Origin of the sequence: uncultured Streptococcus sp. (assembly GCF_963536705.1) — a bacterium.
Classification (GTDB): Bacteria; Bacillota; Bacilli; order Lactobacillales; family Streptococcaceae; genus Streptococcus.
In genome coordinates this window covers 116,665-140,824 of sequence record NZ_CAUTAP010000005.1, presented here as the reverse complement: position 1 = coordinate 140,824, position 24,160 = coordinate 116,665, and the positions used below count along the sequence as shown (strand labels likewise).

27 protein-coding genes and 1 riboswitch are annotated in these 24,160 nt (G+C 44.2%); of the genes, 1 reads left to right on the top strand and 26 read right to left on the bottom strand.

Going from position 1 to position 24,160, the window contains the following annotated elements; all coding sequences use genetic code 11:
- Nucleotides 1-107: 107 nt before the first annotated feature.
- From RWX26_RS04825 to RWX26_RS04705, 25 genes are all read right to left on the bottom strand, one after another.
- Entirely contained in the window at nucleotides 108-557 is a 450-nt protein-coding gene (locus RWX26_RS04825) for a cupin domain-containing protein (protein ID WP_002898196.1), read from the bottom strand.
- A gap of 17 nt (nucleotides 558-574) precedes the next feature.
- On the bottom strand, nucleotides 575-1,669 hold the full coding sequence (locus RWX26_RS04820; RefSeq protein WP_227964271.1) for an ethanolamine utilization protein EutH: 1,095 nt from the start codon (nucleotides 1,667-1,669) through the stop codon (nucleotides 575-577).
- A 16-nt stretch (nucleotides 1,670-1,685) separates the two neighbouring features.
- Nucleotides 1,686-1,967 carry a EutN/CcmL family microcompartment protein gene (locus RWX26_RS04815; RefSeq protein WP_011836570.1) on the bottom strand — a complete coding sequence of 94 codons (282 nt, stop codon included), beginning with the start codon at nucleotides 1,965-1,967 and terminating at the stop codon, nucleotides 1,686-1,688.
- A gap of 14 nt (nucleotides 1,968-1,981) precedes the next feature.
- Nucleotides 1,982-2,629: an ethanolamine utilization protein gene (locus RWX26_RS04810; protein ID WP_227964269.1), complete on the bottom strand. Its 648-nt coding sequence runs from the start codon at nucleotides 2,627-2,629 to the stop codon at nucleotides 1,982-1,984.
- Nucleotides 2,630-2,660: 31 nt separating this feature from the next.
- The gene (gene eutD / locus RWX26_RS04805; RefSeq protein ID WP_002896361.1) at nucleotides 2,661-3,287 is read right to left on the bottom strand and encodes an ethanolamine utilization phosphate acetyltransferase EutD; all 627 of its coding nucleotides are present in this window, start codon (nucleotides 3,285-3,287) and stop codon (nucleotides 2,661-2,663) included.
- A gap of 23 nt (nucleotides 3,288-3,310) precedes the next feature.
- Entirely contained in the window at nucleotides 3,311-3,952 is a 642-nt protein-coding gene (locus tag RWX26_RS04800) for a hypothetical protein (protein WP_011836568.1), read from the bottom strand.
- Between the two features lie 197 nt (nucleotides 3,953-4,149).
- On the bottom strand, nucleotides 4,150-4,425 hold the full coding sequence (pduA, locus tag RWX26_RS04795) for a propanediol utilization microcompartment protein PduA (protein WP_002929465.1): 276 nt from the start codon (nucleotides 4,423-4,425) through the stop codon (nucleotides 4,150-4,152).
- Between the two features lie 55 nt (nucleotides 4,426-4,480).
- Nucleotides 4,481-4,762, bottom strand: a complete 282-nt coding sequence (gene pduA / locus RWX26_RS04790) for a propanediol utilization microcompartment protein PduA (RefSeq protein ID WP_002896374.1) — start codon at nucleotides 4,760-4,762, stop codon at nucleotides 4,481-4,483.
- 34 nt (nucleotides 4,763-4,796) lie between these two features.
- Nucleotides 4,797-6,275 (bottom strand): acetaldehyde dehydrogenase (acetylating), encoded by a 1,479-nt coding sequence (locus RWX26_RS04785; protein ID WP_314579709.1) that lies wholly within the window; start codon nucleotides 6,273-6,275, stop codon nucleotides 4,797-4,799.
- A 6-nt stretch (nucleotides 6,276-6,281) separates the two neighbouring features.
- Nucleotides 6,282-6,845 carry a BMC domain-containing protein gene (locus RWX26_RS04780; RefSeq protein WP_314579707.1) on the bottom strand — a complete coding sequence of 188 codons (564 nt, stop codon included), beginning with the start codon at nucleotides 6,843-6,845 and terminating at the stop codon, nucleotides 6,282-6,284.
- A gap of 15 nt (nucleotides 6,846-6,860) precedes the next feature.
- Entirely contained in the window at nucleotides 6,861-7,514 is a 654-nt protein-coding gene (gene eutL / locus RWX26_RS04775) for an ethanolamine utilization microcompartment protein EutL (protein ID WP_009659835.1), read from the bottom strand.
- 15 nt (nucleotides 7,515-7,529) lie between these two features.
- Nucleotides 7,530-8,450 carry an ethanolamine ammonia-lyase subunit EutC gene (gene eutC, locus RWX26_RS04770; RefSeq protein ID WP_125336464.1) on the bottom strand — a complete coding sequence of 307 codons (921 nt, stop codon included), beginning with the start codon at nucleotides 8,448-8,450 and terminating at the stop codon, nucleotides 7,530-7,532.
- 16 nt (nucleotides 8,451-8,466) lie between these two features.
- A complete protein-coding gene (locus RWX26_RS04765; protein ID WP_002903902.1) occupies nucleotides 8,467-9,837 on the bottom strand; it encodes an ethanolamine ammonia-lyase subunit EutB in 1,371 nt (456 codons plus the stop codon).
- Nucleotides 9,838-9,868: 31 nt separating this feature from the next.
- Nucleotides 9,869-11,302 carry an ethanolamine ammonia-lyase reactivating factor EutA gene (gene eutA / locus RWX26_RS04760; RefSeq protein WP_002915830.1) on the bottom strand — a complete coding sequence of 478 codons (1,434 nt, stop codon included), beginning with the start codon at nucleotides 11,300-11,302 and terminating at the stop codon, nucleotides 9,869-9,871.
- Nucleotides 11,303-11,416: 114 nt separating this feature from the next.
- Nucleotides 11,417-12,853, bottom strand: a complete 1,437-nt coding sequence (locus RWX26_RS04755) for a sensor histidine kinase (protein WP_002929451.1) — start codon at nucleotides 12,851-12,853, stop codon at nucleotides 11,417-11,419.
- Nucleotides 12,853-13,428, bottom strand: a complete 576-nt coding sequence (locus RWX26_RS04750) for an ANTAR domain-containing response regulator (protein ID WP_002929449.1) — start codon at nucleotides 13,426-13,428, stop codon at nucleotides 12,853-12,855. The genes RWX26_RS04755 and RWX26_RS04750 overlap by 1 nt, the downstream gene beginning before the upstream one ends.
- Before the next feature lie 24 nt (nucleotides 13,429-13,452).
- Nucleotides 13,453-13,797 (bottom strand): BMC domain-containing protein, encoded by a 345-nt coding sequence (locus RWX26_RS04745; RefSeq protein ID WP_002898216.1) that lies wholly within the window; start codon nucleotides 13,795-13,797, stop codon nucleotides 13,453-13,455.
- A gap of 96 nt (nucleotides 13,798-13,893) precedes the next feature.
- Nucleotides 13,894-15,036 (bottom strand): 1-propanol dehydrogenase PduQ, encoded by a 1,143-nt coding sequence (locus RWX26_RS04740; RefSeq protein WP_002896393.1) that lies wholly within the window; start codon nucleotides 15,034-15,036, stop codon nucleotides 13,894-13,896.
- A 310-nt stretch (nucleotides 15,037-15,346) separates the two neighbouring features.
- Nucleotides 15,347-15,495, top strand: a riboswitch (adenosylcobalamin (AdoCbl) riboswitch).
- A 261-nt stretch (nucleotides 15,496-15,756) separates the two neighbouring features.
- Nucleotides 15,757-16,356, bottom strand: a complete 600-nt coding sequence (locus tag RWX26_RS04735; RefSeq protein ID WP_002915832.1) for a cob(I)yrinic acid a,c-diamide adenosyltransferase — start codon at nucleotides 16,354-16,356, stop codon at nucleotides 15,757-15,759.
- A gap of 12 nt (nucleotides 16,357-16,368) precedes the next feature.
- Complete coding sequence (cobT, locus tag RWX26_RS04730; protein WP_314579699.1) at nucleotides 16,369-17,436, bottom strand: nicotinate-nucleotide--dimethylbenzimidazole phosphoribosyltransferase; 1,068 nt, start codon at nucleotides 17,434-17,436, stop codon at nucleotides 16,369-16,371.
- A 1-nt stretch (nucleotide 17,437) separates the two neighbouring features.
- Nucleotides 17,438-18,304 carry a kinase gene (locus tag RWX26_RS04725; protein ID WP_314579696.1) on the bottom strand — a complete coding sequence of 289 codons (867 nt, stop codon included), beginning with the start codon at nucleotides 18,302-18,304 and terminating at the stop codon, nucleotides 17,438-17,440.
- Entirely contained in the window at nucleotides 18,297-19,391 is a 1,095-nt protein-coding gene (gene cobD, locus RWX26_RS04720) for a threonine-phosphate decarboxylase CobD (RefSeq protein ID WP_314579694.1), read from the bottom strand. Before cobD ends, RWX26_RS04725 begins: the two co-directional genes overlap by 8 nt.
- A 63-nt stretch (nucleotides 19,392-19,454) precedes the next feature.
- Entirely contained in the window at nucleotides 19,455-19,889 is a 435-nt protein-coding gene (locus RWX26_RS04715; protein WP_111676956.1) for a EutP/PduV family microcompartment system protein, read from the bottom strand.
- A 39-nt stretch (nucleotides 19,890-19,928) separates the two neighbouring features.
- Nucleotides 19,929-21,245 (bottom strand): haloacid dehalogenase-like hydrolase, encoded by a 1,317-nt coding sequence (locus tag RWX26_RS04710; protein WP_223323159.1) that lies wholly within the window; start codon nucleotides 21,243-21,245, stop codon nucleotides 19,929-19,931.
- Nucleotides 21,246-21,551: 306 nt separating this feature from the next.
- Complete coding sequence (locus RWX26_RS04705) at nucleotides 21,552-22,208, bottom strand: lantibiotic ABC transporter permease (protein ID WP_314579690.1); 657 nt, start codon at nucleotides 22,206-22,208, stop codon at nucleotides 21,552-21,554.
- A gap of 183 nt (nucleotides 22,209-22,391) precedes the next feature.
- On the opposite strand from RWX26_RS04705, the gene queG reads away from it, so the two are divergent.
- Nucleotides 22,392-23,534: a tRNA epoxyqueuosine(34) reductase QueG gene (queG, locus tag RWX26_RS04700; protein ID WP_314579689.1), complete on the top strand. Its 1,143-nt coding sequence runs from the start codon at nucleotides 22,392-22,394 to the stop codon at nucleotides 23,532-23,534.
- A 32-nt stretch (nucleotides 23,535-23,566) separates the two neighbouring features.
- On the opposite strand, the gene RWX26_RS04695 is transcribed toward queG, so the two are convergent.
- Nucleotides 23,567-24,142 (bottom strand): flavin reductase family protein, encoded by a 576-nt coding sequence (locus RWX26_RS04695; RefSeq protein ID WP_002901082.1) that lies wholly within the window; start codon nucleotides 24,140-24,142, stop codon nucleotides 23,567-23,569.
- Nucleotides 24,143-24,160 lie beyond the last annotated feature (18 nt).

Sequence of the window (24,160 nt, the reverse complement as noted above, 5' to 3'; positions counted from 1 at the left end):
GCTCATCTTTTATCTGTTTTTTTTATTTTCCATCATTACAGAATGGCAGGACAGCAGGCCGCTGTCCTGCCATTCTAGTAAATCCGATAATTCAAATCTCCGACAAACTAGCCTTGCCAGTCAGCCGGATAGGTCACATAGATAAAGCGGGCCTTATCTCTGACAGAGAACTGAATGTCGCTGCCTTTAGGGATAAAGAGTACTTCGCCAGGACCAGCTGTCATGACTTCGTCACCAACGATAATATCAAGACGCCCTTCAATAACATAGTCCACTTCATCATAGTCCAGATGCCAAGGGAAAGTTGTCTTTTCCATGGTCATCAGACCTAAGCCCAATCTTGGACTCTCATCTAAGGTCAGCAAGTCTCGTGTATAAACTTGATGGCTCGAATCACCTGTATCCAAGCGATCTTCTGGACGAACATCCAGACCAGGCAGGGCGATAGAAGCTACGCCTGCCTTGCTGACTTTTTTCCCACCATCTTTAGTGGCTAATTCTTCCAATAAAATCTTACGAACCAATGTTTCTAGGTCAGAACGATTAATATCTGCCATACTTCATACCTCCAAGTCTAGGCTTCCTTCTTCGTTAAGAAGAAAGCCAGTAATACCGCTGTGATACCGCCGACAAATTTACCAATCATCATCGGCACAATCATTTCCGGTTTTTGACCGGCTGTGAATCCTAGGTGATCTCCGATAACAAAGGAAGCAGATACAGCAAAGGCTACGTTGATAATCTTACCGCGTTTGTCCATATCCTTCATCATCTGGAACATGGCAATGTTATTAGCCAAAGAAGCTACCAAACCAGCTGCACCAACTTCGTTCATTCCTAGGGATTTTCCGATAGCAGAAAGTGGTTTGTTGGCTACCTTCGTAAAGACAGCTACCAGACCAAAGGCTCCAGCCAAGGTTACGGCAATCGTTCCGACAACTTCAAAGGCTTCCTTCAGTGTTTCAGCACCTTTTGGATAGATGCTGATGAGCCATTCATTTCCAGTCAGGAGCTGAGCTGCACCAAAGGCCAAACCAAGCGTTGCCAAGATAACAATAATCTGACCAAACACTTCAAAACCTTTGATCATGGCATTAGGTGCCAAAAGCAATCCTACGAAAATCAGAGCAGATACAATGATAATCGGAATAAGATTGACAATCAAGGTTCCAAAAGGCAGACCCGGTACGAAAAGTCCTCCGAGGAGACAGCCAATCGGAACAGTTACTAAACCGTATAAGATTCCACGAGCCAAAAACGGACGGTCATCTTTTTCGATAATACCCAAGGCAACTGGAATCGTAAAGACGATGGTTGGTCCCATCATAGAGCCCAGTACAAAGGCAGCAAAATTTCCTACCGCTGGATCCTGAGCCAGACTGAGAGCCAGAGGAGCTCCTCCCATATCATTGGCAATGAAGGTTGTCGCAAAGATAGACGGGTCAGCGCCCACCAAGCCATACAAAGGCACGACAATCGGTTTCAAGACATCCGCCAAGAGGGGAGCGATTACCATAATCCCAGCCATAGAGAGAGCCAAAGCTCCCATAGCCATGATTCCTTCTTCAAATTTTTCACTTAGTCCTAGTTTGCCACCGATACATTTATCCACTGCACCGATCAGCATGAATAGAACCATGATATAAATGATAATTTCATTGATACTCATAACATTACCTTAGTTTCTAATATTCTTCATCACTGTGATAGTCAACCTTGTCAATGATAGCCACAACAACCATATCCACAGGTATATTTACCTTATTCAGGCTCATACGGGCAGAACTGCCAGTGGTTACCATTACTTGGTCTCCTTCGCCTGCACCGATGCAGTCGGCCACAATAAGCAGAGCTGGGTCACTTTGATGTTCATTTAGCTGCCGTTCGACCACTAAAAATTTCAAACCATTTAAATTTTCGTCTTTTCTAGTCGCCCAAAGGCTTCCTTTTACTTTACCAACAAACATCTCTACCCACTCCTTTATTCTATGATTTCTATTTTTTGACGTTTTAGATAATCTCTCGCCAAGGCTGTCACAATCATTCCTTTTTCTATTTTAAAGCTTCCATTTTCAGGTAAGCCCATTTCTCTCAGCTTTTTCTCTGTCAGCAAAACCGTCTTAATCGGAGCCTTAGCCTTCTGGCTGACTTCTTCTGTCACCGCCCGCTTTTCAGCCGGACGAGGCTCTTCAGCATGATTGCTTTCTAGGAGTGCTAAGAGTTGGCCTTCTTTATAAAATTGCAGACCGTAGCGGATCAGCTTTTCGCGCTGTCCCTGCAGTTCCTGATACAAGTGCACTTTAGAAGATTGCTTGTACTGCTGAATAGCAAAGGCGCTGTCTGACACTAGGACTTTTTTGCCTTTCAAAAGACTCTTTAAAATGACTGCTTCCTCTACCGCTAAAGGGCAAAGGGATGAGAGTCTCAGAAAAGCATCAAAGCCAAGTGTCTCAACAACAATAACCTCTGCTGTGCAAGAATCTTTTACGACTTGAAAGCCTTCCCCTTCTAATAAGTCAGGAATCTTATCGCCTCCAATGACGTATACTGAGGGTTTCTGAGGCTTTTTCTTCAACTTTTCCATCAGGCGGTCTGTAATCAAATCTACCAAATGATCTAGATTTTCCATTCTTTACCTACCTTTTATTTGCTCATAGGACTTATTTTTTAATAATCCGTCCGCGTGTTCCTTTTTTGAAACCACATGCATTGGCTTCATCGTAGTCGATATGCATATAGGTCGCAAACTTGGGGCTAACACGGATGACTACATCATCAAATATCAGCGGACGAGCACCTTCTACTCTGACTTGTACAATCTCGTGATTTTTTACATTCAGACGTTCAGCATCTTCCGGTGTCATATGAACATGACGCTTAGCTACGATCAGGCCCTTATCCAGACAAACTGCCTTGTCTCCATGAGCCAAGATTACACCCGGTGTTCCTTCGATATCGCCACTTTCGCGAATGGGAGCCTTGGTGCCCAGTTGCAAACAGTCTGTCAGGGAAACTTCTACCTGAGAATGTTTGCGAACCGGTCCCAGAATAACCACATTGTGAAAAGCGCCTTTTGGACCGACAACTGTCAGTCTTTCTTGACTAGCGAACTGGCCGGGCTGTGATAGGTCTTTTGCTTTTGTTAATTGATAGTTGGGACCAAACAAGGCTTCCAAATCTTCCTGACTCAAATGGACATGACGTCCGCTCGCTTCTACCTCAAATGACCCCTGCAATTCTTCCTGAACTTTATCAATTACTTTATTTACCAAATTTTCTAAAGTCATTGCTGTTCTTCTTTCTCTTGTTATTAGCTTGCTATCAACCAGAGCAAGACTTCAATTGATTTTAATAATTGAGAAACCTTACAAGCAAATTGATCTCTGTCACCATCAGCAGCCTGCTCTAATTCTTTACGCAGGAGGGTCGTTTCGATATATGTTTCATAGCAATTCAGCTGCCAAGTCGGCTCTTGATAACTCATCATGACCGTTTCTTGATCTAGCTGTCGACTGACCCGAATGGCCTGCAATTCTGCATTGCTAGGCAGGTCTGTCTGGTAATCAGAAATATCATCCAGAATATGCTGGCCAACGATTTGTTCTACTATGTTCATCAGTTGGCCAACTTGCTCACACTTTTCATCCTGAAAAGCCTGATGCAATTCTCTCTGGTTCTTCAAAAAGCAAGTATAAAGTTTAGTCAGTCTAAATAGTCGTGGATACACAGCAGAGTCCTCAAGGTTTGTAATCGGCACCCTGATAGCATCAGCAGCTGAGTCTATTTTCCCTTTGGTCTGACCTGAACAGACAATTCGAATATGGTGATCATTGAGAAAACCTCTGGCTGCTGGCGTCAGTTTTTCATCTTTGTTTAATTCAAAGACACCGTTATCAGCGAGAACGGATTCTCTATAAAGCTTTCTGATCTTAGCTTCTGTAAAAACTGACATGTATTCACATCCTTCTACTCCGTTGATACTCTGTGAAAATCAATCTGATACTCTTCAAAAATCAACATTTTCGTTTACGTATAGAGCTACCGCCCATAAGCTTCATTTTCACTGAGTATTCTATTTGCCTCAGGGGCCTGTATCAGGCCTAAACGCTACAATACAGACCCTTTCAGCAAATATTTATCTGTCCCAGATTATTTGGGCAGAATAACTTCCACTTCAGCGTGTGGACGTGGAATTACGTGAACTGAAATCAATTCACCAACATTTTCAGCTGCAGCTGCTCCAGCATCTGTCGCTGCTTTTACTGCGCCGACATCACCACGAACTAAAACTGTTACCAATCCAGCGCCGACTTGTTCTTTACCAATCAAAGTTACGTTAGCCGCTTTGACCATTGCATCAGCTGCTTCGATTGCGCCGACAAGTCCTTTTGTTTCTACCATTCCTAATGCATTTGCGTTTGCCATGTTTATTTCCTCCAATTATTTTCTTGTTTTTAATTTTATCCGAAAGTCTGTAATCTTATTCTTGATGAGGCAAGATTACTTCTACTTCTGCGTGTGGACGTGGGATTACATGAACTGAAATCAATTCACCAACGTTTTCAGCTGCAGCTGCTCCAGCATCTGTCGCTGCTTTGACTGCGCCGACATCACCACGAACCATTACAGTTACCAATCCAGCACCGACTTGTTCTTTACCAATCAAAGTTACGTTAGCGGCTTTAACCATTGCATCAGCTGCTTCGATTGCGCCGACGAGTCCTTTTGTTTCTACCATTCCTAATGCATTTGCGTTTGCCATGATTGTATCCTCCAATTATAATGTTTAATATTGACTATTTTAGTTTTTCCAATACACGTTGAACCAACAAAGTTACCAGTTCTTCTTCGTTTGATCCGTCAACTGCTGCTGCTTTTGGTTCTTCCACTGCCATATTTTCTGCTTGTCGCAGGTCTGACAGTTCTGATGTACCGTAAGCTACACGACGGATATTGAAGAGATTGAGCGGGCTGACATTATCAGATGTCGCGCTGCCACCCACTGCTCCACAACCCAAAGTAAAGGCTGGGAAGAGACCAGTCGTTGCACCGACACCACCTAGGGCTGCTGGCGTATTGATCAGCAGACGAGATACTGGTTTTTTCAGCGCAAATTCACGAATAATTTCTTCGTTTTGACTGTGAATAGCAAGAGTGTGGCCTGCACCTTCATGGTGCAAGATCTTAATGCTCAGCTCACAAGCTTCCAACCAGTCCTTGACAGTGTAGAAGCCTAAGACTGGAGCCAGTTTTTCCATAGAATATGGATACTGCTTGCCGACGCCTGTTTCTTCTGCAATCAAAACCCGAGCATCAGCTGGAACTGAAATACCAGCTAACTCAGCAATCACCTGAGGTGTTTTACCAACCATCTTCGGATTCATCGCACCACTCGGCTGGATAATGAAGGCTCCCAGTTTCTTAGCATCTTCTGCCGGAACAAAGTAAGCACCTTGTTTCTTGAACTCTGCTACAACCTTTTCCTTCATATCTTCTTCGACGATGATAGACTGCTCAGATGCACAAATCACACCATTGTCAAAGGTTTTAGAATCCAAAATCTGACGAACTGCTTTTGGCACATCTGCTGTTCTTTCGATGAAGGCTGGACCATTACCAGGACCTACACCGATTGCTGGTGTACCAGATGAGTAAGCTGCTTTGACCATGGCATTTCCGCCAGTCGCCAAAATCAGATTTGTATCCTTGTGTCGCATCAACTCATTGGTAGCTGCGATGGATACCCGATGAATCGCACTGATTGCTCCATCCGGACAGCCAGCTGATTTAGCAGCTTTCTTGATGATTTCCACCGTTTCCTCAATACTCTTAAGAGCATTTGGGTGAGGAGAGAAGACGATACTGTTTCCTGCCTTCAAAGCGATCAAAGCCTTATACATAACTGTTGATGTCGGGTTGGTTGATGGAATCAAGCCAGCGATGACGCCGACTGGAACCCCAACTTCCAAGACTTTCTTTTCCTTGTCTTCGCTGAGAACCCCAACCGTTTTCATATCCTTGATTTCTTCAAGAATACCTTTGGAAGCAAGAGCATTTTTCAACACCTTGTCTTCCCAGCGGCCAAAGCCAGTTTCCTGAGCCGCCATTTTGGCTAGGCGTTCACGCTCATCATAACAAGCTTTCGCTACTACTTTTACAATGGTATCAATTTGCTCTTGGCTCATTTTAGCAAGTTCTTGTTGGGCTTTCTTTGCATCCCGAATCAAATTCCTTACTTCCTGAATCGATACCAAATCTTTATCTTCTAAAAACATCCGCAATTACTCCTCTCCTATTGTTTCCATCAAAGTCTCAACTAGAAGTTTCTTGTTGGCAAATTTGATTTCTTTCTTGCTGAGACGGATACCTTCTTGATGATAGGCAAGGCTGCGTAGTTCGACGACTTTTAGTTTTTCCAGTTTTTCTCTGGTGTAGGTCCTTGTCTCTCCTTCAAGCTTCTTTGCTGGTTCAGCCTTAGTTTCCTTTACAGGCTGAGGCTTTTCTTCGATTTTTTCTGAAGGGATTGTTTCCGCCGTAGAAGCAATCTCTTTTTTAGCTGTTTTACTATTTCTCTTTGGTACAAAGAGAATGTCTGTCTGATTATCCAGCCTAGAAATTACATGGCTGGCCAGATAGTAAGGTTTATCCTGTACCAACTCAACTGCCGCATCAACCGCTGAGCGGACTGCACTGACATCGCCTATTAATTGAACTGTGTTCAAACCAGCTTTGACCGTTTCAATATTAAGCAATGATACATTGGCAGCCTTCAAAGCCGCATCTGCCGCAACTACAGCACCTAGATAACCTTTTACTTCAATTAAACCTAGTGCTCTATCCGCCATTTAATCAACTCCTAATCAATAACTTTTAGGATCATTTGCTACTGCGATGACTGCATTCGCAAATGCGTCGCAGGCAGCTCGGCAGGCTGACTGTGATCCGACCAGAAGTCCGCCGGCAAAGTTGGTTTCACTTGGTGGTCCGTAGAAGGCCCCAACTTGCACATCTGCTGCTTTCAAAGCCGCATCCAGTGCTACCATAGCTTCGCCCGGTGGAGCAATCAAATAAGCAATTGCTGTTCCTTCTTCTGCATTCGCTCCCTCAGACAAGTAAGAACCCGCACGAGAGATACAATGTGCAAAATAAGGAATGCTATCATCATCATTGGCACTATAGAAGCTAGCCCCATTTTCGATTTCATAGACTGCTACATCCAGACCGCTGCGAACTTCTTCTGGGTTTGGACCAGCCAAGATACCGATGACTTCACCAGCTAGCTTAGTTGAAGCGTTGCCTGCACCAGCATACATACTGCGTGCATAGACTACTTCAACATCTGCTGCCTTGGTTGCTTCATCCAAGGCTACATAAGTGACATCATCACAGTCAGAAGTGATAATTCCCAGGCTTCTGTGATGTGGTTTAAGCTCCAAAGAAGCTGCCAAACCTGCATCCACGTTTGAAATCAGAAGGGCACTTAATACATTTGCACCTAATCGATCATTTTTCAAAGCCACTACCTCCTATTATTTCAAATCAATTCCTGATTTCTTATTATCAAGAATCTTCTTAATGATTTCTGCTACATAGGCTCCAGCTTCAACGGCTGGTGTTCCGCCTTTATGAATATTGGAAACAACGGTCCGTTTCGCTTCTGGCATGCCGACCGTTGGCTTGTAAGCCAGATAAGCACTCATAGACTCAGCTGTTACCAGACCTGGACGCTCACCAACCAGCATACAGATAACTTCTGCACCAGTCAGCTCTGCGATTTGGTCCATAGCCGCAACCCGAGCATGCTTGATAAAGAGCACTTCGCCAAAGTCCAGTCCGAACATTTTCAGACCTTGCTTCAGAGCTGGCAGGAAGTCTTTGACGTTAGCCTCGATAGCTGATGAGCTAAGACCATCACCAACGACAATCTGAACTTTGGCATTAGGTTTACATTTTTCCTTGATAATCGCCTGCTGATCTTCAGGGAAGATGCGGCCAAAATCTGGACGTGTCAAATATTCATCTTTAGTAGTCGCCTTAGTCTGTACAGGAATGAAGCCCATTTCCTTGACAAAGTCATCAGATACGTAAGAGAAGACCGCATCCTGAGCTGCCGCATGGTCTGCACGGAAACGCAAAACACTTTGTGTCTTGTAGCGATCACCTGCCCGCCACAAGCCCAAACGTGCCGGAGTAAATTTCTTAATCTTGCGGTAGGCTTCTTCATTGATGGCATTAGGCACCAAGAACTGTTCCTGAATATCTACTTCTGTTATATCAGGAATGATGCCATCTTCAATCACTGAAGTGTCTTGTTTGACTTCTTCCTGCAGAGAAACCGCAGGTTTTTCTGCTTTGTTCTGGTCAGTCGCTGCTGTTTCTTTAACAGCTGAGTCGCCGCCCATCTCATTTAACAATGAGCGAATCATTTCTTTTAATTGCAATTCATCCACAATGATTTCCTCCTTGCTAATTTGATTTCATAAAGATGGAGCCGTCTCCGCCGATTTCTGTCAGGTGGCCATCTTCCATCAAGCCCATCTTTTCCATCCACTCTTCAAATTCCTTAATCGGACGTTTGTTGAGAAGTGAACGCATGGTTGCTGTTTCATGGTAACCAGTTGTTTGATAGTTAAGCATGATATCGTCACCATGAGGAATCGCCATGATGTAGTTAACATTAGCTGCTCCGAGAAGAACCAAGAGATTTTCAGCATCGTTTTGGTCAGCCTTCATATGGTTAGTGTAACAGATATCACAACCCATTGATATACCAGTCAGTTTGCCCATGAAGTGGTCTTCCAGACCAGCACGGATAACCTGCTTAGAATCATAGAGATATTCAGGTCCGATGAATCCAACAACGGTATTTACCAAGAATGGATCGAAGCGTTTAGCGAAGCCATAACAACGTGCCTCCATAGTCACTTGGTCTGCTCCATGGTGAGCATCAGACGAAAGTTCAGAACCTTGACCTGTTTCAAAGTACATGACATTCGGTCCAGCAGCTGTTCCCACTTTCAGAGCTGTATCCCAAGCTTCTTGAATGATCTTAGCATCAAAACCAAAGGCTTCATTTCCTTTTTCAGATCCAGCGATAGATTGGAAGACCAATCCTGTCGGAGCACCTTGATTCATAGCTTCAATCTGAGTAGTAACGTGAGCCAGTACACAGTGCTGAGTTGGAATCTTGTACTCTTCGATGAAGTCGTTAAACTTATGCAAGACACGTTTGGTACTTTCCACAGAGTCGTCTACTGGGTTCAATCCCAAAAGAGCATCCCCACATCCATAGGCAAAACCTTCCATAGTAGAAGCCATGATACCGTCTGGATCGTCTGTGGTATGGTTTGGTTGAAGACGAGAAGAGAATGTTCCCGGCATACCAATCGTTGTATTCGCATGTTTGGTAATGACAATCTTATTGGCAGCTACAATCAAGTCCAAGTTGGTCATCAACTTAGCAACCGCTGCTACCATTTCAGAAGTCAACCCACGAGACAGCCATTGAATGTCCACGTTCTTAGTCTTGTTATCCAAGATCCATTCACGCAGCTCTTCTACTGTCCAGTTCTTAATCTTTTCGTAAGTACGAAGATTGACGTCGTCAATGATAATCCGTGTTACCTCATCTTCTTCATAAGGCACTACTGGATTATTGAACAAATCAGACAGTTTCAGCTGGGCTAGTACAACCTTAGCAGCGACACGCTCTTCAGCAGATTCTGCTGCTACTCCGGCTAGCTGATCTCCGGATTTGTACTCATTGGCTTTGGCCAGCACTTCTTTTACGGATTTAAATTCGTAAAGCCGACCAAACAATTTTGTTTTCAAAATCATGGATTACTTCCTCCTTTGTGTAAATAAAAGTTTAATTAAACACCAATGTTTTCACAACAATCGGTAAGACCGAGCCTTCAATAACTGGATTACCAATATCGATATAGTCGCCATTTTGAACATCCACTGAGTCAATACAGACAAATGGATAATCCTTTGGCAACTGAGCAAAGAGACATTGACCTAAAACCTTGGCCATATCTTCTCTGACTACCACTAGCAGCGGAATTTTCTTTTCAATACTTTCGCTCATTCCGCTGACAATAGCCTCTGCGTATTCCAAAACTCGGGCGAAGCTTGGGCTTTTTTCTCCATTGATTGCCAAAGCCACCTGCTGGACTTCATTTTCCAGTGTGAACCAGGCTACCTTGTCCCTGATAATCTGCTGCAGTCCCTCCTTATCCTCATGCTCATCAGAAGCTGCCAGTTTGAGAACTGGAATGTTCTTAATAGGGAGGATATCAGAGATGTAGGTAATGGTACTGCCACTGACATCGGTCGTATGGCTGCCCGCTCCAACAACGGTTGCCCGAATGGTCTCAGCTGACTGGATGACTTTCTTTTGATCAAAAATCTTGGATTTGCTCAACGCCCTGCCAAGCAGGATACCGATATCCCCATAGCGGAAATCATCCGCCGAGGTCGTTTCCAAGTATATTCCATCAGCTACACCACCAGAGAAAGATACACAGTGGAGATCATAGTTCAACTTGAGACCGTGGTTGGTCTGTAAGAGCTCATAGTAAGGACTGTGATTGTCAATTCCTACAGACTGTTCTAATACGGAGACCATTTCTTGAATCAGCCGATCCAAATCAGCCCGATGGACCGTTTCACCAACTGCCAGCTGAAGCCCCTGCTCTGCAATGATAGTCTGCAGTTTTGGAGCAATATAGCTAATCCGCTGGGTCTGCGGATCCATCTTTATCAGCCGACCTCCGATATCAAAACACCCTGTATCAATAACATCTCCTTCTCGGAAGACTGCCAGATTGGAAGTCCCCCCACCAATATCAATATTGACGACTGATGTATGATGCTCTTGAGAATACTGATGGCTGCAGGCCCCTTTACCAGCGATGATACTCTCAAGGTCTGGACCGGCCGTCGCAACGACAAAGTCACCAGCGTAGCCACTCAGTGCTTGGAGCACCTGACTGGCATTTTCCTTGCGAGCCGTCTCACCAGTAATGATGACTGCCCCCATCTGAATATCTTTTTTCTGAATGCCTGCTTTCGCATACTCATTCAGAACAAAGTTTTTAATCTTATCCACCTCGATCAAAAGTTGATCCGAAATTGGTGTGAAGATAATTTCACTTTTATAAAGAACTTTTTTATCTGTAATATAGACACGAGGAATAGTAAACACAGAAGCAATATTCTCGATGGTAAGCTCTGAAAGGATCAGCTGTGTAGTGGCTGTCCCGATATCAAGCCCCACACTCAAAATTTTATCTGACATACTAAAAACCTCCAAAAAAAGACGCTCAAAGCAATGCAAACAAACAGAGTTCATTTACATTCTTCAAGCGTCATTGCTTTTTTCGACTGACATCATTGTTAGTCTTGGTAGTATTTATTTTTTAAAACGAATGGTCGTTGTCGTTCCCTCATGGTCTGAGTGGATAGACAAGGTTCCAAACAATTTTCCTTGGACAAAGCGCTCCACCAAGAGTAGACCCAGATGATTCTCAAAGGAATGCTCTTGATTGTAACCGCTACCATTATCCAGTGCTTTTAAAGTTATTATATCATTTTTAAGTCCAACCTGCAAATGGATTTGCGGCTTTTCTGGATATTTTTTGTCCTTAAAAGCATGTTCATAGCTGTTCTGCAGTAATTCATTGACGATTAGCGCCAGTGAAGTAGCCCGGCTGCTGTCAAGACAGAGTTCCGGTTCCAAGCTGTAGGTCAGGGCTATTTCCCTATGCCCAGAAAAACAGTGCTGGACATTTTCGATAACTTCCTTCAGCAGATGCTCAATCTGAATGCTGTCATCCTGCTGAGAAGACAAGAGTTCGTGAGTCGCTGCTATGGAGAGCACACGATTCATACTGTCATTAAGAGCTTTTTTGGTGTCTGCTCCTGGACTTTGCTGAGCTTGTAGTCGCAGCAAGGAAACAACGGTTTGCAAGTGATTCTTTACCCGATGATTCATTTCACGAATGGTAGTTGTATGGGTTAAGAGCTGCGCTTCCTTTTCCTTGATGTCTGTAATATCCTTACAAATCATGACCACATTTTCACTCTCAGCCAGCAGGTAGCGCTTGACCAAAAAGCAATAAGTGCCATAATGTACCTCAACTTGGTGAGGTTTTTCTTGAGGGGCTTGCGGTCCCAGTTGCTGTATTTCTTCAAAAGGCAGACTGTCTAAGACCAGATTGCTATAGTGCATTCCCTCAATCGAGTCCATATAGCCTAGCTTATGACGATAAGAGTCAGCGGCTGCCTGATTGAAGTACTTGAGATAGCCCTGCCGGTCAAAGACCAGACAAGCTTCATCTATATAATCAAATAAAACAAACTGCTCTTGGGCTGAAATCTCAGGACTGCTCCGTAATTCAAAACCGTCGTTCTCTTTATCTAAAGAAAAGTGGTCCGGTAAAGTCTGGGGAGCATTTCTTTCGATAATCAGCGTTCCAATGACGCGCTCTTCTCTCACTATCGGAAAGACTGTCTGATGGATGGCTAAGCCCTCCTGCGATCTGGCCGAAAGCCCAATCGAGGGAGCGCCCGTCTCCAAGGTGCGGATAACACCTGGCTCATTTTCCAGGTAGGCCATAGCACCTACAACCGAGTTTTCGTACAAGCTGAGCTTGCTTTCCGGTTTTTTGTGAAAGATGACAATGGCATGTTCCGAAAAGATATTCTTTACGTCAATGAAGACATCTTCATTGGCATAAGCTGAGTTTTTCAATAATTCGTCAGCCTGTTGGACAAGATGCTCGATATCAGCCGCATCCAAATTTGTCTGTTCCTGACAAAGCTGCTTTATCTTATCTTTATACATCATTACACATCATCTTGGAGCACCAGCAATTTAGCAATCTCAATCATCGGCACTCTCTTTTGCATACTAATTGTCCGAATGCGCTTGAAAGCCTCTGGCTCTGACAAATGATCACGAGCCATCAGTAAGCCTTTGGCCTTTTCAATCACAATCCGATCGTCTATCTTTTTCGACAGCTTGACCATTTCATTGGACATCTGCTGAAGCTGGCGGCCTTTCTCAATGCAGACCTCTACCATTGGAATCAAGGACTTGGCATCCAAAGGTTTAACCAAGTAAGCACTAATCCCATTGGTTTTAGCTTTTTGAACATAGTGTTCATCACTGTAGGCTGACAGTAGAATCACACTGTAAGCTAAAGCATCTTCGAGTATTTTCTTACCCGCTGTCAGGCCATCCAAAAGCGGAAGCTTGATGTCCATTATGACCAAGTCACAACGATATTTCTGACACAAATCAATAGCCTCAAAGCCATCGGATGCCTCAGCCACCACTTCATAATCAGCTGCTTCTAATATATTTCGGATATCTAATCTTACAATTGGATCATCATCAACAATTAGTATTCTGCCCTTCATACTTCCCCTCGACAGTTTGATTTTTTATGTCCGTGTTACGACAGTGCTGGAGAAGCCCAAAATCTCTTCCAGACCTTGTAAAACGGCAATGAGAGCTGCCTCAACAGAAGAAACATCACCTGTCATCACGACAGAGCCGCTGAAACGATCCACAAAACCAACTTGAACATCCGCAGCCTTGGTCGCAATATCAACTGCAATGATAGCCGCTTCACTCGGAGTGATCGTCAAGATTCCAATCGCATCCTTGATTTCTGCCTGCAATCCCAATTTTTCAAAAATGACTTCATCAGGATTTGCGATAAGGTGCGCCAAGGTCACTTGTTTCCCAGGAACGTATTCCTGTATCATTCTTTGTTTTTCTTCCAATTTAGTAAACCTTCTTCATGATTTTAAACCTTCAGAAGTGTACTGCACGCTCTTAATCATTATACAATAATTTTGGCATAACAGCAATTCAGAGGATTAAAACGCTTTCTCTAATACTTTAAGCAGTTCTTCTGCCGTAGGGACGCGAGGGTTAGTCGGAGTACAGCCATCATGCAGAGCAGCTTCTGAAATTTCTACCTTGTACTGAGCAAAAGCATCTGCTTTCACACCATATTCTCTTAGAGAAGTTGGCATCTCCAGCTTTCTTTGCAGTTTCTTGATGGCTTCAACCAGCTGTCTTACTCCTGACACAGGGCTTGAAGCACTGCATCCCAGTAGTTTGGCAATATCCTGATAGCGGCTTGCTACAGTCTTGTCTGTCGCCTGCCGGTTCCGGTTGTTGAATTCGATACCAGCATTATATTGAATGACATGGGGCATTAAAATACTGTTTAAACGACCATGAGGCACATGGAACTTAGCTCCTGCCGCATGTGCCAGACTGTGATTGATACCCAAAGAAGCTGTATTAAAGGCCATACCTGCCAGAGTGGATGCTGCATGCATCTTTTCACGCGCTTCTACATCCTGACCATTTTTGTAGGCTTTAGGCAGGTATTCAAAGACCAGCTTGATTGCCTTTTCAGCTAAGGCATCAGAGAAGTCCGTAGCCTTGGTCGATACATAAGCTTCAATGGCATGGGTCAGTACATCCATTCCAGTGTCAGCCGTGATGTTACCAGGAAGTGACAGAACCAAATCCGCATCTAAGATCGCAACATCCGGAAGGATTTCTTTGGTCACTAAAGGATATTTGGTACCTCTCTCTGCATCCGTGATGACAGAAAAGGACGTTACTTCAGATCCAGTTCCGCTTGTTGTAGGAATGGCGATGAGAATAGCCTCTGAGAAGGCACCCTGCTTCTTGGCAAAATAATACATAGCCTTGGAAGCATCAATGGCAGAGCCGCCACCAATAGAAAGCACAATGCTGATTGGCTTGTCTCCTGCACTCTTGATACCAGCCACAACCGTTTCGATTGGCGGATCAGGCACAATATCTGTGAAAACAACAATGTCATTGCTGTCATCAAAGTTGGCTAAAATGGCATCCAGCGTGCCAGATGTCTTCAAAAAAGGATCGGCAACGACTAAAATATGCTCGTTTTTATAATGGCTTAATTGCTGCAGAGCGCCCTTGCCCACATGCAATTCAGTCTTATAGGAAATCTTATACATCTTTTCTCCTTTCTGTTGTATCTATTTTTAAACAAAAAGAAGCTATATGAAAATAAGACTGCTCCCCTACACACGTCACAGCATTTTCATATAGCTTCATTGCTTATTTATCTTCAGTACCCCTTTGTACTATATTGAATTATAACACAAAAGCGCTTTCATGGCAATAAAAAAGTCATTAATATAAGAAGTTTTTAGTGCCGCTTCTACTTACAAAGCCAAGCTTATTTGAAGAATTAAATTTTTATTAAAATTTAGTTCATTTTCCTTGTAATTCCCTGTGAAAGGTGTTACAATCTAGTTACTAGGAAATTGATTTTAGTACTTTTAAGGATATGGAAGTCTGGTGCAAATCCAGCGCGGTCCCGCCACTGTGATAAGCTTTTCAGCTTTAAGTCAGGTCTTTATTCTTAAATTTTAGTAGATTTCATGCCTCGATGTAAGGTAGTGATGTCAGTTTGGAACAAACATTTTAGCTTAGTTTCCATTATTGACTCTACGTTTAAGTACGTTAATTTTCTAAAGATGAGGTTTCTCTTGTCTTTCTGCAAAGGAGCAGAGTCAATAATTGGAAAGCTAGTGCTAATCAACGAAGCTTAGCATGAAGATACAATGATGTATAGGCGGCTTTCTTTTTTTAGAAGATCAAAATAAGTTCTGTCTTTCCAAGACTTGGTAAAAGTCAATTTGGAAAGACAGAACTTTTTCTGTTTCTTTTTATCACTGGCGCTTGCTAGCCCAACGCTCAACATCCGCCTTGGTGATATTGTGAAAGACCTTGGCACCTCTTTCATAGGCCACGTCTTCTTGATGTTTGGTAAAGTTGATTACTCGAGCCAAGGCAAAGAAGTAATCTGACAAACGGTTGACAAAAATCAGGACATTATTGTTAATTTCTGTAGTCCACATCGTTCCTACGATGTGACGCTCTGCCCGTCTTGCAATGGTCCGAGCCACATGAATCATGGAAGCAATCTCGTCACCGCCCGGCAGGATAAACCTTTCCAAAGCCGGTGGAATTTCTGCGTAGGTATCAATCCTCTCCTCAATCCAGTCAATCAGCTGCTGATCGACCTTGTAAGGGTAAACTCCCTGAGGAGTAGAGAGGTCTGAACCACAGTCAAAGAGATAATGCTGCAGCTGGAGCAGCTCATCTCTCAGCTTATCATCCTTGTCCAGCTTGGTAATCGTATAACCAATCCAAGAGTTCAGCTCATCAATGGTTCCGTAAGCATTAACTCGTTCCGCATCCTTGGCGACACTTTGGCCGCCAACTAGCTTGGTCAAGCCCTTGTCACCTGTTTTTGTATAGAGTTGCATATTTTTCCTCCTTTAAGTCACATTTTTGCGAATATCAACATAATCTTCTTCTTTCAAGCTGCCTTCAGCAAAAGTAGGCATGTGTTCCATGGTATAAACAGCATTTTCCAGCAGAAAGAAAGCCAAAGGACAGCCTGAGCCTTCACCCAGTCGCATGTCCAACAAAAGCATGGGCTCCAGGCCTAGAAAGTCACTGACCAGTTTGTAAGCAGGCTCCGTCGAAGCATGGGAAGCAAAGGTATAGTCCAAGACATGAGGAGTCAGCTGATGGGCAATCAGCAGCCCCGTCAGAGAGATAAGACCGTCCACTACACATGGCAGCTGATAGCGGGCACAGGCGAGATGAGTGCCTGCCATAGCCAGCATATCTAGCCCACCAAGCTTAGCGGTCAGATCCAGAATATCTCCATAAGGAGCGTGACGATCCAGACACTGCTGGATAACGGCAGTTTTATGAGCCTTCATATCCTGAGTCAGACCAGCTCCATAGCCTGCGACGTCTTCTGCTTTAAGACCGAGAACTGCAGCAATAACAGCAGCTGAGGTGGTGGTGTTGCCAATCCCCATTTCTCCTGTTCCAAAGAGACGATAGCCATCTTTGATCAAGGCCTCTGTCTTCTTGTAGCCGACTAGAATTGCTGCTATAGCCTGCTCGCGGGCCATGGCCGGCTCCTTGAGCATGTTACGCGTCCCATGACAGACCTTGTCCTTATTTTCCTCAAAAATATCCTTCTTGCAGCCAATGTCTACCAGGCAGATGTCTGAACCTGCATGTTTAGAAATAGCACACAAGCCTGACTTCCCTGCTAGAATATTGCGAGCAACAGTATAGGTCGTTTCCTGAGGATTGGCAGAAACGCCTTCAGCCACGATGCCATTATCTGCCACGTAGACGAGGACAATCTTCTTCTCCAAATCAATGGGATCAGAAAACATAGCATGCAAGCGAGCATAGATAGTCTCGAGCTTTCCCAAGGAACCTGGCGGCTTTCCTAGCTGATCACAGTAGCACTGGCCTTCTTGAATCTTGTCTTTGTCTAACGGAAGAATCTGTTCAATAATTTTTTCTAAGTCTTTCAAACTAGTCTGTCTCCTCCCTGACCGGCTGCACCCCTTCAAAAATAATCCTGCTCAAGGTCCGAGTCTGATAATAAGCCCCACTGGCTGAGCGAGCTAGTTCAGCCTCTAGCTTGGGAAAGACTTCTAGCTGTTCCTTGTTCAGCAACAAACCAACCAATGTACCACTATGGGCAACATTGAGGCCTAAGCACTGGTATTCTTTTACCAAAGCCAGTAATTCTTTCAGATAGGGTTTGGATAGCCGTTGGTTGTTCAACAAAGCACTATAGGTCGCTAAATGGCCAAGTTTTTCCAAACTCTTCTCCTGACAAGCCTCCTGAAAGAGAGGAAGCAAACACTTAGACTCCTCAGCTGGATAGCTAGGACTGTCCTTCATCCGAACCAAGTCAAGAGTTGTCACCATCTCCACAGGCTCCAAGATATAAACATAGAGCTCCGGTCGCCAGTCTGTCTGCCAGACAACTTGACCAGTCAGGGGATTAATAACCGTCCAGTCCGCAAAAGCCACCGAGTCAGTAGGCTCAATCTTGGCACAGAGACGCGTCAAATCTGTCGCCTTTAGAGGCTGCTTTTGTCCCAGAGCAACTGCCTGCAGGCAGCTAATCATATCAGCTGTGCTGCTAGAATAGCCCTTGCTGATGGGCAGGTCTGACTCCTGAACAAAAGAGAAAACATTGGGCTCAGGTAGGAGCTCCAAAGCTCGTCGTACCTTTTCACCTTGAGCTTGCCTTGCGAGAGACGAAGCCCCGTCCAATCTCACTCGACTTCGCTTCTCAATCCCATAGGAGAGCAGAACCTCCTGCTCTCCTACTAAACCTTGAAATAATTCACCGCAGGAACCTGGACAAGACACGATTGCCTTAGTCATAAGGAGCCTCTTTCGCCAAGACCTCTGTCAGACAAGCCAGAAGCTGTTCATTTTCCTGATGGCTGCGGATGGCTATGCGGTAATGCCGTTTTGTCAGATCATGATAATTTTGACAGGAACGGATGAAAATCTTTCTCTGCCGAAGCTCCTGACGCAGGTCCAGCCGACCTAGATACTCAAAGAAGATATAGTTGACACTAGGCTTGACCGGCCGAATCTGTGAAAATGCAGTCAGCCCTTGAAAAAGGAAATCTCTTTCTACTCGAAGCCACTGCTTGGTAGCTTGCTGATAAGCCTGATCCTCCAAAAGGACAGGCAGGGCCTGGTCCGCCATAGCATTGACCGACCAAGGAGCGCGGCTCCCCTCTATTTCATCAAAGCAAGTTGGATGACAGCTGAGAGCATAGCCCAATCTCAGACCAGGAATGGCATAAAACTTAGTCAGAGACCGCACCACTACTGCATTTGGATAGGTAGCTAGACAGGAGACAAAGCTATAGTCCTCCTCATCGTCCAGAAAGTCCATAAAAGCCTCGTCCAGTATCAAAAAGATTTGCCGCTCCTGCAGGTCCTCAGCTAGCTTTTCTAACTCAGTACGCCGAATCAGGGTACCCGTCGGATTATTGGGATTGCAGATGAGTACAGCGTCTCCTGCAGTCAGTGAATCCAAGGCTGGCAACATGTCAGCTAGATTCCACTCATAGGATGGAGAAGGAAGGCTAAAGCGCTCCACCTTGGCCTGCACTTGCGAGAAGGCTTTCTCATATTCCATGAAAGTAGGGCTCAGAGTCAGGACTGTCTTTGGACACAAGAAGCGGGCCAACTCGTAAAAGACTTCTACCGCACCATTTGCCAACAGGACCTTGTCCTTTTCTAGGCCATGATGATGTGCCAAAAGCTCTCTGGAGCGGCTGTAGCTGATGTCTGGATAATGAACCAGCCAGTCAATGGACTCGGTCAGACAAGCTCTCAGCCGCGGAGAAATCCCCAAAGGATTGATATTGGCACTGAAATCCAGACAGTCTTCTAGAGAAAAACCAAATTCCTCAGCCAAAGCTGCCGCATTTCCTCCGTGCTCTACTTTCATAAATAGATATTCCTTCCTCGTTTCCTTGTTAGAATCTAGTATACCATATTCGGCTTTTCGTCCCTAGTCTGCCTCCAGATAAGCCTGGAGACGGTCAATTCCTTCATTTTCCGTCGCTGATATTTCAAAAATTTCCTTGGCTCCAGCCGCTTTCAGCTGCCGCCGTGCTTTTTCGATTTGCTCTGGCTGTTTAGCCATATCAATCTTGGTAACAATGCCAATCACTTCTTTATTGAAGAGGGAAGAAAAACCCTGAGGAAAGGTCTGCATCTGATTGGAAGCCGCCACCAAGAGACCAATCACATCAGCCTCCGTTGCTGTCACGTTCAGAGCATTATAATACTTACGATGCTGGAGAAATTCTCCAGGCGTGTCAATGATGGCATCATAGAACTCAATAGCCTGAGTCTTAAAGTAGCTTAGCTCCAAGCCTTTCAGTCGCTGGGTCAGAGTAGTCTTACCCACTCCGACTGGACCGACAAACATGATTTTTTTCATATTTTGCATCCATTCCTCTCTATGACAGGGAACTGCCTGCTATCTGCTTAGCTGGGCTTCCTTACTATCTAGTTTGATAGTTTCCCTGCCGTTGAGCAGTACACCTTTATTTTCATCGCGACCTTGCAGGTAGTAAAGTGCATCTTCCTGACCGTAAGTTTCAATTGCCTTAGTTTGCAAAAGACCGATTCCCTTGCTAGGATCTCTCAAAAGATTGAAGATAATACCCATTTGCAGTTTAGGGAAGTCCTTGAGCATAGCATAGTCGCCATTACTGTCACCGGCAATCAGGATTGGTTCTTGATTGTCATGATTGACAGCAATCAGTTTCTTAATAGTCTCTGTCTTGCCCTCACCCTGAGTCTGAGCATAGTTGGTATCGTATTCTGGCTGAATCACACCCTTATCATCCTTTTTCAGACGCATAGCAGTGACATTTTCTTTAGGAATATTGTAGCCATACTTAGAATTGCTAGCATAAGGGATAATCACATCGATATAAGACGCTGAGCAGATATAGACATCAATGCCGTTAGCCATCAGAGTCTTATAGAGATTTTGCATTTCCTTGACTGAGCGAACACCGCGCTTGAAGGTCACAGTGATTTGGCCTGACTCACCTTTCAAGCCTTCTGGACTTTCCCAAGTTTCAGAAGTTAGCTTGTCTTGAAGAGCCTGATCAATAGACTTTTCAGATAGGGCTTGAACTTCTTCAGAAGTCATACCTGCATAGAGGTAGGTCACCCATGGATAGCTGATGTCAGAGCTGAAGGTATCACCAATCGCTTCGTAAAGATAGCGTAGTTTAGCAGCGAAGTCTTGGTATTCATCCGTCTTTTTGACTTCTTCCAGAGACTTGTCTCCTTGCATTCCCTTATAGCTATTGTAAATAGCCGTGTAGTCAGAAAGCAAGTCAGCCGCAATCTTGTCAATGTTCACTGGTTCACCATCTTTATTATGGAAATCCTCAACAAAATCGTCGCTCGGTATATTGGTCCGTACTGCTTGGTCAAATTCTTCCGGCGTCATCTTAAAGGCCAGATTTTCAATTTGATAGGTAAAGGTTGCTTCGCCAATGTCGTTAATGACGGTCGTATTGTCCCAGTCAAAGACGGCATAAGGTTTTTTATTTTTATCATAGCTAGAGCTGGTGTTCCCATTTTCCTTGATGAGCTTAGCCAGACGGGCATAAAGCTTGTCTTCCCAAACGCCCTTATCCAAAGTCTTAGCCTTGTCCTTATCCGTTGTCTCCGTCTTAGCCGAGGATGACTCCGTCGTCGTCTTATTATTCCCCGCTTGACAAGCTCCCAGAAGCAAAGCCAAACTACAAAGCAGCACAATTCCTTTTGTCCGCATAGAAACAATCCTCCATAAAAAATAATAGTGCGCAAAAAAATGGCATAGAAAACCCCTTTGATTCTGAAACACTCGCTTCATTGCGATCAAATCAGGCTTCCTTGCCATTTTCTATACTGTTATTATATTATAAACTATCTGACAGACTTTGTCAATGAAGCGCTTTCAGATTTGTAAAAAAATAAAGGCAGAGAAAAATTATTTCTCTGCCTTACTGATTAAAATGCATATACTCTAATCTTCTCAATCAATGTGTTAGAGGAAACCTAACGTATTCAAGACTAGACAGACAATCCCCCTTTAATTCTACCATTTTTCAGGCACTTGATTTCTCCAGCCAGTGAAAACTTGTGCATAGCCCAATAGATACAAGGGCGTCAAAGCGATGCTCAAGCCTACCAAGGCAATAATCATATAGATTCCTGACAGCATAAACAAGCGAGTGATGACTGCTACTGCAGCTGACAAGCAGCACAGGACGATGGCGTGAATCTGCAAAATATTGATCTTTTGTTTCTGTTCAAAATATCTCAATTTTGAAACGATCACCATCTGATAGAGCAAATTAATCAACTGATAAGACAAGCTGAGTATGATAAAAATCATAAAAAATGCTAAGTGGTTCTCACCAAAAAAGATGGAGCCCCAAAAAAGCAATTCAAAATGCAGAAATAGGTAAGAGCTGGTCGGAATGAGCTGCAAGGCTTTAATATCAAAAAACTTTTGGAAGAGTAAAAAGGCCAGAAACAAAATAAGCGTGTGAACGATAGTAAAATTCATGACTATCATGCTCAGATGATGCATCTCACCGCGTAAGAAAATAGAAACGATAAATACCAGTGAGATAAAAAATAACTCAATTAAACCAGCCTTATAAAAATCTAAGTTTCTGATTGGATTACAATCCGTAACAAGAACATTCAAAAATTCATAATATCTCTTTTTCATTTTGTAAACTCCCATTGTTTAACTTTATAAAATTTCCCCTAAACTTTGCGGAACTTTCTATAAAAAAATTCCACATTTCATTATATCATACAGTATATAGGCTAAGGAAGTCTTATAAAACTATAGGTATAGTTCTATAGGATAATTCCCTTTCTCAATCATTCGCCAAGTTGGCATTTTTCCGCTATAATAGTAAGGATGAACATCAAAGAAGAAATTATTAACTTAGCAAAAGAAATTGGGATTTCTAAGATTGGCTTTACGACAGCGGATGATTTTGACTATCTGGAGAAGTCGCTGCGCTTGGCTGTAGAAGAAGGGCGAAATTCAGGATTTGAGCACAAGAATATTGAGGAACGGATCAAGCCCAAGCTGAGTCTGGATTCGGCTAAGACCATTATCTCTATCGCAGTCGCCTACCCCCAAAAGCTCAAGCAGCAGCCTCAGAAAACAGTCTACAAGCGGGGCAAATTCACCCCCAACAGCTGGGGATTAGACTACCACTATGTCCTGCAGGACAAGCTGGACCGGCTTGCCAAGGGAATTGAGGAACTGACCGCTGACTTTGAATACAAGGGCATGGTGGACACGGGCGCCTTGGTCGATACCGCCGTAGCCCAGAGAGCAGGAATCGGCTTTATCGGCAAGAACGGCTTGGTCATCTCTAAGGAATTTGGCTCCTATATGTTCTTAGGAGAGCTCATCACCAATCTGGACATCGAGCCTGATCAGCCTGTCGACTACGGCTGCGGAGACTGCAACCGCTGTGTGACAGCCTGTCCCACTTCCTGCCTGATTGGTGACGGCAGCATGAATGCCAAGCGCTGTCTATCCTTTCAGACTCAGGACAAGGGCGTCATGGATCTGGAATTTCGCAAGAAGATTAAAACGGTCATCTATGGCTGCGATATCTGCCAAATCTGCTGCCCTTACAATAAAGGCTTGGATAATCCGCTCGCAACAGAGATTGATCCCGACCTTTCTCATCCCGAGCTCCTGCCTTTCTTGGAGCTTTCCAACGGTCAGTTTAAGGAGAAATTCGGTCATGTAGCCGGCAGCTGGCGGGGAAAAAACATCCTTCAGCGCAATGCCATTATCGCTCTGGCAAATGCCAATGATCGCTCTGCCATTCCCAAAATGCTGGAAATTATCGACAAGGGGCAAAATCCGATTCATGTCACTACAGCTATCTGGGCTCTGCGTCAGCTGGTGCGTGAGGTCCATCCAGAAATGATAGAACTGGTCATGAACGTCAAAAATCCAACGCCGCAAATCCAAGAAGAGCAAGGCCGTTTCCTAAAGAAATTTGGCCTAGAAGAAAAAATTGTGATAGAAAACTAAACCGCTGAGACCTAAATATCCCAGCGGTTTCTTTATTTTTCTTCCTGTTTGCGGATTTCTTTGATAATAGAGCCCATCTTGACTGACTCGTCGCTGAAATAGCGGTAAAGCCGTCCATCACCGTCTCCCATGTAGCTGATAGGAGAAAAACGGTCACTGCGGAAAGCGTCATTTTCATCAATCAAATCCTCATCAACCACGCGCCGAGTGACACGGGCGATGACATTGGTCAAGGCACCGCATTCTACCATATCCAGCACTTGACACTCAATGGATACAGGGCATTGGTCTACAAGCGGAGCATCCACGGTCTCGCCGATTGTGTAGCTAAGACCAGTCAGGGCAAACTTGTCCTTGCGGCTGTTGAAGCCAGCAATTTCAGACTCTTTGGTCAGATCCTTCTCTGGGACATTGACTGTGAATTGCTGGTGCTTGGTAATCTCTGTAATGGCATTTCCCTTGGTACGCATGGCAATAACCATCATGCTGCCCAAGGAATAAACCGAGCTTGAAGTCGAAATATTATAGCCGTGCACATCGTCCTTATAGCCTAAAAAGAAGACTGGAAAGCCGAAGTAAAGTTTTCTCGTTTCAAAAGTACGTTTCATATATGTTCCTTTATTTTT